Origin of the sequence: Streptomyces sp. NPDC005262, assembly GCF_042872425.1 — a bacterium.
GTDB lineage: Bacteria > Actinomycetota > Actinomycetes > Streptomycetales > Streptomycetaceae > Streptomyces.
Genome location: NZ_JBIAKK010000006.1, coordinates 171,160 through 182,991 on the forward strand (window position 1 = coordinate 171,160; position 11,832 = coordinate 182,991).

The following is an 11,832-nucleotide window of genomic DNA, read 5'->3' on the forward strand; positions in this document are numbered from 1 at the left end:
GGTGGGGTCGCCCGGCGGACCTCTTTTTTCCTGATGACCCGTTTTCGTACGGCCCGCGCGGTGGACAATAAGGGCATGAGTCAGCAGGGGGAGAGGCCCGCCGCCCACGAGGACGACTGGTGGCGCAGGCTGTACGACGAAACCGCCGCGGACACCGGGTCGACCGCCGCGGCCGACAGTCTCGACGACCGCTTCGACTCGGCCTCGGACGCGGTGGGTCCGGCGGGGCGGGGCGGGCCCGGTCATGACGACGGCGACGGAGGGGCGGACGCGGCCGTGCCCGATCCTCGGACGCCGCCCGAGCCACCTGTACAGGCGCGTGCGCCGTGGGAGCCGCCGACGGAGGCCGAGCGTGCCCCGTGGGAGCCACCGCGGGGCGCCGCACAACCACGGACCTTCACCGAACCACCGGCCCCTGCGTCGCCGCTCGTCGATGCGCCGCCCCCGGTCCCGCCGCTCGGCGCAGAGCGGCCGGGGATCGCCGATGGACCATCACCCGTCCCGGCTCCGCCCCCCGTCCCGGCCCCGCCCGCGGTCCCGGCTCCGCCTCCCGTCCCCGCTCCGACCGAGCACGTGCCGCCACTGCCGAGGCGGCCGGTCACCGAGCGGGCCGAGGCCCAGGAGGAGCCCGCACCCGCAGGGGTGACCGGTTCCGGCTCCGGGGCCACCCCGGCCGGCCCCGACCCGGTGGCTCCCGGCCCCGCGTCCCGACCCGGACCCGTGTACGTAGGGGACCGGCCGCCCACCTACGACGCCGAGCCCACCGCCCTGCCTGCCACCACCCCGCAGGAACTCGACGGGCTCGTCGCCGACACCGTGCTCGACGGGGCCAGGTACGGCACGTACACCCTGCGGGCCGCCTCGGTGCGCGGGGACTCCGCGCGGTTCCGCGGCGAGCCCCGGCGCGACGCCCTGCTCACCGTGCGCTTCGGCGCCGCCGAGAACGCCCTCGTGCTCGTCGCCGTCGCCAGCGGTGCCCGCGCCGCCGAGGGCGCCCATCTCGCGGCGGCCGACGCCTGCCGCTGGATCGGCGGTGCTGTCGGCCGCAGCCACGCCCGCCTCGCCGAGGACATAAGGGCAGGCCGCCGGGCCGACCTCAAATCCGGTCTGCAGCGCCTCACCGACCGCAGCTACGGCAGGCTCCGCGCCCGCGCCGCCGAGTTGGGGCTCGAACCGCACGAGTACACCACGGGCCTGCGCTGCCTGCTCCTGTCGACCGACCCCGACTGCCGCACCCGGGTCTTCTTCGGCGTGGGCGGCGGCGGGCTCTTCCGGCTGCGCGACGGTGTCTGGCGGGACCTCGAACCGGACGTCCCGGCGCCCGGGGCCGTCACCGGGGAGCCCGTCGTCGGGTTCGGATCCGCGTCCCCCGAGAGCGGGCCCCACGGCGACCGGCTGACGATGGACCTGGGGATCACGACGCCCCCGTCCCCGTACATCGAGAGCCCGCCCCCGCCGCCGGCGGAGCCCTTCCGGTTCCGGGCCTCGGTGGCCCGACCGGGGGACACGCTGCTGCTCTGCAGCACCGGGCTGGCCGAGCCGTTCCGCGGCGAGCCCGCACTCGCCGACGAGCTCGCCGAACGCTGGACGCCCCCGGAACCGCCCGGCCTGGCGGCCTTCCTCGGGGACACCCAGCTCAGGGTGAAGGGGTACGCCGACGACCGCACGAGTGTCGGCGTCTGGGAGGCGTAACCGTGCGGGCCATGGGTTGATGGACTCCTAGCGCGCTGCCGGCGCGGAGAGGATACGCACCCATGGCCAAGCAGAACGTGTCGGAGCAGTTCGTCGACATTCTCGTCCGGGCGGGCGTCAAGAGGCTCTACGGCGTCGTCGGCGACAGCCTCAACCCGGTCGTCGACGCCATCCGCCGCAACTCCGCGATCGAGTGGATCCAGGTCAGGCACGAGGAGACCGCCGCGTTCGCCGCCGGCGCCGAGGCCCAGATCACCGGCGCCCTCGCGGCCTGCGCGGGCTCCTGCGGTCCCGGCAATCTGCACCTCATCAACGGTCTCTACGACGCACACCGTTCCATGGCCCCCGTCCTCGCTCTCGCTTCGCACATCCCTTCGAGCGAGATCGGTCTCGGATACTTCCAGGAGACACATCCGGATCTGCTCTTCCAGGAGTGCAGCCATTACAACGAGATGATCTCCAACCCGCAGCAGATGCCGCGGCTGCTCCAGACCGCGATTCAGCACGCCATCGGCCGAGGAGGCGTCAGCGTCGTCTCCATGCCGGGTGACATCGCCTCCCAGCCCGCGCCCGAGAAGTCGATCGAGCATGCCCTGGTCACCTCGCGGCCGACCGTACGGCCCGGCGACGAGGAGATCGAGAAGCTCTGCCGGATGGTCGACGCGGCGAAGCGGGTGACCCTGTTCTGCGGCAGCGGCACCGCGGGCGCCCACGCCGAGGTCATGGAGTTCGCCGAGCGGGTGAAGGCCCCGGTCGGGCACGCGTTGCGGGGCAAGGAGTGGATCCAGTACGACAACCCGTACGACGTCGGCATGAGCGGACTGCTCGGCTACGGCGCCGCGTACGAGGCCACCCATGAGTGCGATCTGCTGGTCCTGCTCGGCACCGACTTCCCGTACAACGCCTTCCTGCCCACCGATGTGAAGATCGTCCAGGTCGATGTGCGCCCGGAGAACCTGGGCCGCCGCTCCAAGCTGGATCTGGCGGTGTGGGGCGACGTCCGCGAGACCCTGCGCTGTCTGACGCCGCGGGTGAAGGCCAAGACCGACCGGAAGTTCCTCGACCGGATGCTGAAGAAGCACGCCGAAGCGCTGGAGGGCGTGGTCAAGGCGTACACCCGCAAGGTCGAGAAGCACATCCCGATCCATCCGGAGTACGTCGCCTCGGTGCTCGACGAACTCGCCGACGACGATGCCGTGTTCACCGTCGACACCGGGATGTGCAATGTCTGGGCGGCCCGCTATCTGTCGCCGAACGGCAAGCGCCGGGTGATCGGTTCGTTCAGTCACGGCTCGATGGCCAACGCGCTGCCGCAGGCCATCGGAGCCCAGTTCGTCGACCGGAACCGGCAGGTCGTGTCGATGTCCGGCGACGGCGGATTCACCATGCTGATGGGCGACTTCCTGACCCTCGTCCAGTACGACCTGCCGGTGAAGGTGGTCCTGTTCAACAATTCCTCACTCTCCATGGTGGAGTTGGAGATGCTGGTCGCCGGTCTGCCGTCGTTCGGCACGACCAACAAGAACCCGGACTTCGCCGCGATCGCGCGGGCCGCAGGGGCGTACGGCGTACGGGTCGAGAAGCCCAAACAGCTCGAAGGCGCCCTCAAGGACGCCTTCAAGCACAAGGGCCCGGCCCTGATCGACGTCGTCACCGATCCCAACGCGCTCTCCATCCCGCCGAGGATCAGCGCGGAGATGGTGACCGGGTTCGCGCTCTCCGCCAGCAAGATCGTGCTGGACGGGGGTGTGGGCCGGATGCTTCAGATGGCCCGCTCCAACCTGCGGAACGTGCCCCGCCCCTGAGGGCCTGCCGGGTGACCTCTCATCGAAGGTCACCCGACAGGCTCCGAGCCGGTCCGGGGCGGGGCGGCCGCTCAGGCCGGACTCAGCCGCAGCGTCAGGATCTGGAACGGCCGCAGCGCCACCACGAGACCGTGCTCATCGGCCGTCGCCTCGTGCAGGGGCCGCTCCAGCAGGTCGGTGATCTGCGCCCGTACGACGGGGAAGCCGACCCGGAGCGTCGTCGTCGCCCGGCCGCCCGCCGACTCGTACAGCCGCACGACCACGTCGCCGCTGCGGTCCTCCGCCAGCTTCACCGACTCGACGGTCACCGCCGGATGCCCGGTCGTGATCAGCGACGGCACCACCGGGGCCACCGCAGCCCGCAGCGGAAGATTGAGGGCGAGCCCCGCGCGGACCGCGTCCGTGACCTCCGCGCCGGGCGCCAGCGCGTAGCGGAACCGGTGCGTGCCGAGATCGGTCTCCGGGTCCGGGCTGTGCGGGGCGCGCAGCAGCGTCAGCCGTACGGTCGTGGCGAGACCCGACTCGTGCGGGGTCCGGGTCACATCGTGCCCGTACGTCGAGTCGTTGATCACCGCGATCCCGTACCCCGGCTCGGCGACCCGCAGCCACCGGTGCGCACAGATCTCGAAACGGGCCGCGTCCCAGCCGGTGTTGTCGTGCGTGGCCCGGTGGACGTGGCCGAACTGGATCTCGGCCGTGGACCGTTCGGCATGCACATCGAGCGGGAAGGCCGCCTTGAGGACCTTCTCCGACTCCTGCCAGTCCACCTCGGTCTCGATGTCGACCTGCCGGCTGCCCGCGGCCAGCCGGATCTCCTGCACGATCCGGGACTTACCGAACGTCCGCACCACGCGCACCGCCGTCCTCAGCGGCCCTTCCTCGACCACCTCCACCGATTCGGCATCGGTCAGATCGGTGCGGGAGCGGCGGTAGTGCCGGTCGATGTCCCACGCATCCCAGTGGTTGGGGTGGTCGGGGTGCAGCTGAAGGAGGTTGGCCCGGTGGCCGGGGGGGATGACCTCGCGGTGCGCGTCGAGATCGCGGACGGCCGCGATCAGCCCGTCGCGGTCCACGGTGACCCGCAGGAGCCCGTTGTCGAGGACGAAACCGGCGTCCGCCGTGCGGCTCGTCACCGCCTCCCGCTCGGGCACCGCCGATCCGTCGAGCAGCCCCGCACCCAGCCCCGGCGACCGGGCGAACACCGCCGTACGCCACTCGTCGAGCGGCTGAACCTGTGCACCGGACGGCAGCACCGCACTTGCCTCCGCGTCCAGCTCGATCACCTGACTCCGTTCGTACGGGCTGGAGTTGAGTGCGACGAGTCCCTCCGCCGCGCCCAGCGCCGCCACCGCGTCCGCCACCAGGTCCGCCAGCTCCGCCCGTACCTCTTCGTAGGTGTCGCGGGCCTCGCGATGCACCCACGCGATCGACGAGCCCGGCAGGATGTCATGGAACTGATGCAGCAGGACCGTCTTCCACACCCGGTCCAGCGCTTCGTACGGATACGCATATCCGGGTGTCCGCAGCGCAGCCGCTGTCGCCCACAATTCGGCCTCGCGCAGAAGGTGCTCACTGCGTCGGTTGCCCTGCTTGGTCTTGGCCTGGGTGGTGTACGTCGCCCGGTGCAGCTCCAGGTACAACTCGCCGGACCAGACCGGCGCCTGCTCCGCGTACTCCTCCTCGGCCGCCGCGAAGAACGCCGACGGCTTTTCGATCTCTACCCGCGGCGACCCCTCAAGATCCCGCAGCCTGCGCGCCTTCTCCAGCATCTCCCGGGTCGGACCGCCCCCGCCGTCACCCCAGCCGAACGGCACCAATGATCGGGTCGCCCGCCCCTTGTCCGAGAAGTTCTTCTCCGCATGGGCGAGTTGACGTGCGTGGAAGTTCGCGTTGTACGTGTCCACGGGCGGGAAGTGGGTGAAGACACGGGTTCCGTCGATGCCCTCCCACCAGAAGGTGTGGTGCGGCATCTTGTTGGTCTGGTTCCAGGACAGCTTCTGCGTCAGGAACCACTTCACCCCCGCCAGCCGAGCCAGCTGCGGGAAGGCCGCCGTGTAGCCGAAGGAGTCCGGCAGCCAGATCTCCTGCGTCTCCACCCCCAACTCCTGCTCGAAGAAACGCTTCCCGTGCACGATCTGCCGTGCCAGCGCCTCGCCGCCCGGCATGTTGGCATCGGACTCCACCCACATCGAGCCGACCGGCGCCCACTGCCCGTCCGCCACCGCCCGCTTGATCCGCTCCCAGATGTGCGGCTGGTGATCACGCACCCAGGCGTACTGCTGGGCCTGCGAACACGCGAAGACCAGCTCCGGATAGTCCTGGGCGAGCGCGGTGACGTTGGCGAACGTACGCGAGGCCTTCCGTACGGTCTCGCGCAGCGGCCACAGCCACGCGGAGTCGATGTGCGCATGGCCGGCCGCCGAGATCCGGTGCGCACTCGCCGACGCCGGGCGGGACAGGGCCCCGGCCAGCTCGGCTCGGCCCGCGGCCGCCGTGCCCGCCACCTCGTGCAGGTCCAGGGCGTCGAGCATCCGCTCCAGCGCCCGCAGGATCTCGTGGCGCCGCGACCGGTCGGCGGGCAGCTCGTGCATCAGCTCGGACAGCACCTCGATGTCCAGGACGAGATGCCAGACCTCCTCGTCCAGCACGGCAAGGTCCGCGGAGGCGAACCTGTAGAGCGGCCGGTCGCCCGCCGTCAGGACGTCACCGAGCGGTGTCGGCTCGAAACCGTGCTCCAGGACGGCCGGGTTGGCCGCAGCCTCCAGCAGCAGGGAGACCGGCTCACCGCCCGACGCCGAGGCCGAGACCGTCAGGTGGCGATTGTGCGGATGGATGCCCTTGAGCGGTACGCCCTCGGCGTCGTAGAGCATCCCCTCGGCCTGGAAGCCGGGCCCCTGACCGGAGAAACCAGGATCCACCACCACCTCGACATGGCGGCCGGCCCACGCCTCGGGCACTTCGCCCTCCAGCCGGAACCAGCTGGTCGACCAGGGCCTGCCCCACTCGGTTCCGGTCGTGAAGGGCTCGTACGTCCCCTTCATGGCCTCCGCCACCGGCACCGGCTCACCGGGGGCGTGCCACACCGAGAGACCGAGCGGGGACCGGTCCGCGTACTGGGCGGGGCGGATGAATTGGTGGAGGGCCCGCTCCAGGCGGCCCTCCACCAGCGTGCGGTCGTCGTGCATCACGGCTCCTCGGGGTCGGCAGCTGCGGGGTGCTCATGGCACCACTTCCCCGGCGGTGCGCCGGGCACCCCTGGCGCAGGTCCGTGACGGACGACGTATCCGGGCGGGCACCGGGGGCATACGCACTCGGCGCGCGGGTGCAGGCGCGGGGACGGTCAGCGCAGTCGCAGCGTGCCGGGCGAGGTCCGTTCCTCGATGATCTCCACCAGTTGGTTGAAGAGCGTCGGTCCGTGTCCGGCCAGTGCCTCGTCCAGATTCCGCTGGAGGGCCGGCCGGTTGGTGGGGTGTGCCCGCCCGAGCAGCCGGCGTACGTGGCGTGCGGTCTCCTCGTGGCCGAGGGCGCGCGCGGAGCTTGCGTGGTCGCGCCACTCGATGACGAAGTCGCCGTCGTCCGGTGTCCCCATGCCGCCGCTCAGACAGTCCGCGAAGGCGTCGAGGTTGCGGCCGAAGTAGCCACCGGGACCGTTCACCGCCTCACCGATCACCTGCCAGAACCGTTCCAGTCCGGTGACTTCGGAGCCGTCGATCACATAGGTCACGGTCATGGGCGCAGCGTACAAGGCACCGCCGTCCCGTCGGTCTGGTGATCCGCGCCGCAGGTGGGGGGCTACGGCGCGGACCGGTCCGCAGGGTGCTGCCGGTGGAATCCTCAGCAGCCGTGGTCGACGAGGTCGAACGTGGCGTAGTGGTCGGCGGTGTAGTAGTCCTCCTGGCTCTGCTCACCCGTGACGATGCGCCGCGCGCCGCGGGTCGGCGAGCCCGGAGTGATCACCGTGTACTCGTGGTAGTAGCCGGTGTTCCGGCTGGGGAGCACGCCTTCCCGGTTCTGGAAGACGATGCCGTCCTGCGAGTAGGGGTAGGGGCCGCCCGCGTCGATGAGATCGAGCGTGTCGTGCGCCTGGGACGGCAGGTCCGAGTAGCAGATGCTGCCGACCGATGCGGTGGCGGCGGTGGCGGACGCCGTGATCGGGCCGCCGACGAGGAGGACGGACAGGAGGGCGGCGGCACCGCCGAGCGTGGTGATCCGTGGGGGGATTCGCATGTCCACCATGATGACGCGCGTAGACATGTCCTCGTCAACGCCAACTCGTGTGAATTTTTTGGAAGTTAACCGCGAAGACGGGAATGTGTCGGCCGTGTTTCCGAGGGCGGCAGGGCCGCCCCGTCCCCATATGTGCTTATTGATGAGTCGACAAGCGTGACGGCTCGCGTGCGGGGCATGCATCCCGGGAAGGTGTTCGACGAGAAGGGGGTGATTCACTGTGCACGCGGGGGAAACGATGGAGCGTCAGCAGCTGATTCGAATGCACCGCAGACTGGCTCATACCGATCTGGCGGACATCTCCGAAGTGCGCTGTGCGCTGCGGGAATTCCTACGATATCGATGGCACGAGGAGTCGGCCGAAGTGGCGGAGCTCCTGCTGAGCGAACTGGTGACGAACGCGCTGGTCCATACGCGGCACGGGGCGGTCGTCACGGTGACCGTGGCACCGGCGACACTGCGGGTCGAGGTGCGGGATTTCGTATCCGGACTGCCCATGTCGTACGTACCGAACGCCGACGACGGTACGCACGGCAGGGGGCTGATCCTGGTGCAGAGTCTCGCGGACGCCTGGGGCGTGAAGGCGCACGCCTTGGGCAAGGTGGTCTGGTTCGAGCTGGACGGCGGAAGGCCCTGAGGGTCCTGGGAGTCCCGGCGAGCCGGATGCCGGGACGGGGCCTTCCGCCTTGCGCCGCACGGACGTCGACCGTCCGGGCGCCGCGGGGCAGGGTCTCGATCAGCCGAACTGTTGCTCCAGGTCCTTGAGTTTCCGCTCCAGCGAGTCGAGCCGGGGCAGGGCCTGGGTGTCGTCCTCGGCGGTGAGGTCGACGGTCCTCGGATCATGTGTGCTGCGATCCGGGGCGCCGTTCGAGCTCGCGCCGCTCACGGCCTGCAGGGACGGCCTGGGTCGCAGAGGCAGCTGCCCCGGCTCCGGAAGGACGGGTTCCACGACGGACTGTGCGGAGCCCGCCGCCGGGGCGATGGTCGAGACGTCGATCTGGGCATCGCCCCGGCCGGCCCGGCCCCAGGCCCGGTTCTGCCGGTTCAGGGCCTTGATGTGGGCCCGGTCCAGCTTCTCCTGGTCCCTCCGGCGGAGACGGTTCTGCTCCTTCTCCCGCCGGTCCTCGCGGACCTCGTCGACCGCTTCGTCCAGCGTGCGTACGCCCTCCAGCAGCATCAACGACCAGGCGCCGAAGGTCTCCCGGGGTGCGCGCAGCCACCGTACGATCCGGATCTGCGGCAGCGGTCGGGGCACCAGGCCCTGTTCGCGCAGCGCGGCCCGGCGGGTCTGTTTCAATGCCCGGTCGAAGAGCACCGCCGCGGACAGAGACATCCCCGCGAAGAAGTGCGGGGCGCCCGCATGGTCCATGCCGCGCGGGGCGTGCACCCAGTTGAACCAGGCGGCAGCACCCGCGAACGTCCACACCAGCAGCCGGGAGCCGAGCGCGGCGTCACCGTGGCTGGCCTCGCGCACGGCGAGCACGGAGCAGAACATTGCCGCGCCGTCGAGGCCGAACGGGACGAGGTACTCCCAGCCGCCGGAGAGACTGAGGTTCTGCCGGCCGAAGCCGACCAGCCCATGGAAGGAGAGCGCGGCGGCGACTGCCGCACAGCAGAACAGCAGCACGTACGAGGCGGTGGCGTAGAGCGCCTCCTTGCGCCTGCGCCGGTCCTCGCTGCGTTCCCAGCTGTCGTCGGCCGCGGACTTGTCAGCGGCGCGCTTGCCGCGCGCGACCATCGCCACCGCCGCAATGACCCCCACGAGCAGGACTGCGCCCGGAAGTAGCCAGTTCAGCGATATGTCGGTCAGTCTCATGCGCGGTCCCTTGCATCGCGTTAGGGGTTTCGGGCGCCATAGTGGCGGAAATCCCTTCCGGCCCAGGGGGTTTCGGGGCAAGAGAATGCCATTGGGGTTCCGGGCCGTACGGATGGGCTGAAACACCTCGAACACCCGTCTGTGGAAGTCGAGTTACGTTCGAATTCCGCCTGGCCGGGCGGGCGGCACGGATCAGGCGGGCGTCAGCTTCCGTACCCGGTCGGTGTCGCACGTGCGCGGGCAGGTGACGCAGGTGTCCTCGGGCCGCAGTGTGTAGAAGAGGCAGCAGCTGGCCCTGTCGCGGGTGGGCAGCGACTCGCCGTTCGGCCCGGTCAGTTCGCGGAAGCCGGCTGTGCCGACGTACGGCTTGGTGGTACCCGGCAGGAGCGCCTCCAGCTCGGTCAACGCACGCCGTTCCTCGCCGAGCAGATGCGCGATGTACCAGAGGCCCTCGACGACCTCGTCCGTCGCCATGCCCCAGAGCGCCCGCTTGCCGCGGCGCATCCGGGGGCCGAATCCGTCGAGCACCGGACCGATGTGTTCGGCCACCGCGGCCAGCACCTCGGCCCGCAGCGCCGCCTCGTCCGCCACCACCCTGGCCCCCGGCAGCACGGCCGCCGGATCGTCCGGCAGGCAGGCGAACTCCCGTACGCGCACCGTCAGATGGCCCAGGGACCGCTGGAACGCCACGTTCTCCACGGGGATCCGCGGCACCCGCCGGTGCAGGAACCACGGCACGGTCACCAGCAGACACGCCGGCCAGGCGTAGCGGTGCAGACCGAAGCTGGCGATCACATCGGGCCGCGCCTGCTGCCCGTAGTCCCGCAGCACCTGTGCGTTGTCCCAGGCGAGAAACGTGTCCAGGGCGGCGCCGCCGGCCGCGAGCTCGTGCACACCCACCCAGCCGACGCCGGACGGAGTCGGTTCGTCGTCCCCGAGAACCTCGGCACGCAGCCCGGGGAAGACCTCGGCCAGGCGGGTGTACGCGTCCGACACGGCAGACGTCGTCGTCCCGGGGAGCAGGGTGGGCAGGGTCATGCAGGGACCACCGAATCGCGATCGTTTGCAGGTTAGCCTTACCTTACCCGAAGAGATCGATGTTTGAACTGCGCCCTCCTCCGCCTATCGTGCACAGGAGGCATGGCGCAGGCGGGCCGGCCCGGAGCAGGCCGAGGAGGTCGGAGTGGAGCAGGGCAGAGCGCATCAGCAGGTGCGTCCGCCGTACACGTCCACCGCGTCCGCGGCCCCCGACCGGGTGCCCGGCCAGGCCCGCGCCCAGCGGGCTCGGGACGAGCAGCGACCCGGTGAACAGCCGCGCGGCGAGCAGGCCCGCGGGGAGCACATCCACTGCGAGTCGCCCGTGCCCCGCGTCGTGGTGCAGCGGTACTCCGTACGCGGGCAGATCCTGGACGCACTGCGCGCCGCTCTCGTCGACGGTGAGCTGCTGCCGGGCCAGGTCTACTCCGCTCCGGTGCTCGGCGCGCGCTTCGGGGTCTCGGCGACACCGGTGCGTGAGGCGATGCAGCAGCTCGCCATCGAGGGAGCGGTGGAGGTCGTCCCGAACCGGGGCTTCCGCGTCGCCGAGCGCGGCCCGCACGAGCTGGCCGAGCTGGCCGAGGTGCGCGCCCTGATCGAAGTCCCCGTCATGCTGCGGCTGGCCCGCACCGTGGACCAGGCCGGCTGGACCGCCCTGCGTCCGCTGGCCGACGCCACGGTCGCGGCCGCCGCGGTGGGTGACCGGGCGTGCTACGCGGAGTCCGACCGGGCCTTCCACCGAGCGGTCCTCGCGCTCTCCGGCAACCAGCAACTCGTGATGGTCGCCGACGACCTGCACCGCCGCTCCCAGTGGCCCTTGGGGCACAACCCGGCCACCCGCCGGGCCGACCTCCTCGCCGACGCCGTGGAACACACCGCGCTGCTCGACGCGCTGATCGCCGAGGACCTGCCCGTCGTGCAGTCGCTGGTGCGCGAACACTTCACCGGCGCGGACCGCTGACCTCCCTCGTCCGGGCTGCTGCCGCCGCCACGGACCGCTGTGCATACTCTGTGCCTCTCATCGCATGATCGTTTTCGAGGGGGGCGGGATGATGCGGAACCGAGGGCCTCGGAGGGTGTCCGCGCTGCTGGTGGTGCTGGGACTGGCGCTGGCGGCGGCGGGCTGCTCCGAGTCCGGCAGGTCCGACGGAAGGCCTCCTGGGACGTCCGCTCCCGCGACGCCGTCGCCGAGCGCGAGCCCTGCCCGTACACCTGCGGATTCCGCCGCGCCTTCGCCGACGCCCTCCGCGACCCCGT

Annotated in this window: 9 protein-coding genes; 4 read left to right on the plus strand and 5 right to left on the minus strand. The window is 71.0% G+C overall.

Annotation, left to right across the window (positions count from 1 at the left end; all coding sequences use genetic code 11):
* Positions 1-75: 75 nt before the first annotated feature.
* Together ACFYP5_RS17885 and ACFYP5_RS17890 are read left to right on the plus strand one after the other, a co-directional pair.
* A complete protein-coding gene (locus tag ACFYP5_RS17885; protein WP_389036540.1) occupies positions 76-1,692 on the plus strand; it encodes a protein phosphatase 2C domain-containing protein in 1,617 nt (538 codons plus the stop codon).
* Between the two features lie 62 nt (positions 1,693-1,754).
* The gene (locus ACFYP5_RS17890) at positions 1,755-3,497 is read left to right on the plus strand and encodes a pyruvate dehydrogenase (protein ID WP_389036543.1); all 1,743 of its coding nucleotides are present in this window, start codon (positions 1,755-1,757) and stop codon (positions 3,495-3,497) included.
* A 71-nt stretch (positions 3,498-3,568) separates the two neighbouring features.
* Here ACFYP5_RS17890 and ACFYP5_RS17895 read toward each other — a convergent pair whose 3' ends face one another.
* The 3 genes from ACFYP5_RS17895 to ACFYP5_RS17905 all read right to left on the minus strand — a co-directional run bounded on the left by ACFYP5_RS17895 (position 3,569) and on the right by ACFYP5_RS17905 (position 7,724).
* On the minus strand, positions 3,569-6,682 hold the full coding sequence (locus tag ACFYP5_RS17895; protein ID WP_389036545.1) for an alpha-mannosidase: 3,114 nt from the start codon (positions 6,680-6,682) through the stop codon (positions 3,569-3,571).
* A gap of 155 nt (positions 6,683-6,837) precedes the next feature.
* Complete coding sequence (locus tag ACFYP5_RS17900; RefSeq protein WP_389036548.1) at positions 6,838-7,227, minus strand: barstar family protein; 390 nt, start codon at positions 7,225-7,227, stop codon at positions 6,838-6,840.
* A gap of 104 nt (positions 7,228-7,331) precedes the next feature.
* Positions 7,332-7,724, minus strand: coding sequence for a ribonuclease domain-containing protein (locus ACFYP5_RS17905; protein WP_389036551.1), 393 nt, complete (start codon positions 7,722-7,724; stop codon positions 7,332-7,334).
* A 262-nt stretch (positions 7,725-7,986) separates the two neighbouring features.
* Here ACFYP5_RS17905 and ACFYP5_RS17910 point away from each other — a divergent pair, with 262 nt between their 5' ends.
* A complete protein-coding gene (locus tag ACFYP5_RS17910; RefSeq protein ID WP_389036554.1) occupies positions 7,987-8,361 on the plus strand; it encodes an ATP-binding protein in 375 nt (124 codons plus the stop codon).
* 99 nt (positions 8,362-8,460) lie between these two features.
* On the opposite strand, the gene ACFYP5_RS17915 is transcribed toward ACFYP5_RS17910, so the two are convergent.
* Positions 8,461-9,540, minus strand: a complete 1,080-nt coding sequence (locus tag ACFYP5_RS17915) for a DUF2637 domain-containing protein (protein ID WP_389036557.1) — start codon at positions 9,538-9,540, stop codon at positions 8,461-8,463.
* Between the two features lie 192 nt (positions 9,541-9,732).
* A complete protein-coding gene (locus ACFYP5_RS17920) occupies positions 9,733-10,578 on the minus strand; it encodes a (2Fe-2S)-binding protein (RefSeq protein ID WP_389036559.1) in 846 nt (281 codons plus the stop codon).
* A gap of 145 nt (positions 10,579-10,723) precedes the next feature.
* Here ACFYP5_RS17920 and ACFYP5_RS17925 point away from each other — a divergent pair, with 145 nt between their 5' ends.
* Positions 10,724-11,536, plus strand: a complete 813-nt coding sequence (locus tag ACFYP5_RS17925; RefSeq protein ID WP_389036562.1) for a GntR family transcriptional regulator — start codon at positions 10,724-10,726, stop codon at positions 11,534-11,536.
* Positions 11,537-11,832 lie beyond the last annotated feature (296 nt).

Coding starts and splice junctions, on each gene's coding strand:
- ACFYP5_RS17885 (WP_389036540.1), top strand. CDS start 76: ATGAGTCAGCAGGGGGAGAGGCCCGCCGCCCACGAGGACGACTGGTGG.
- ACFYP5_RS17890 (WP_389036543.1), top strand. CDS start 1,755: ATGGCCAAGCAGAACGTGTCGGAGCAGTTCGTCGACATTCTCGTCCGG.
- ACFYP5_RS17895 (WP_389036545.1), bottom strand. CDS start 6,682: ATGCACGACGACCGCACGCTGGTGGAGGGCCGCCTGGAGCGGGCCCTC.
- ACFYP5_RS17900 (WP_389036548.1), bottom strand. CDS start 7,227: ATGACCGTGACCTATGTGATCGACGGCTCCGAAGTCACCGGACTGGAA.
- ACFYP5_RS17905 (WP_389036551.1), bottom strand. CDS start 7,724: ATGCGAATCCCCCCACGGATCACCACGCTCGGCGGTGCCGCCGCCCTC.
- ACFYP5_RS17910 (WP_389036554.1), top strand. CDS start 7,987: ATGCACCGCAGACTGGCTCATACCGATCTGGCGGACATCTCCGAAGTG.
- ACFYP5_RS17915 (WP_389036557.1), bottom strand. CDS start 9,540: ATGAGACTGACCGACATATCGCTGAACTGGCTACTTCCGGGCGCAGTC.
- ACFYP5_RS17920 (WP_389036559.1), bottom strand. CDS start 10,578: ATGACCCTGCCCACCCTGCTCCCCGGGACGACGACGTCTGCCGTGTCG.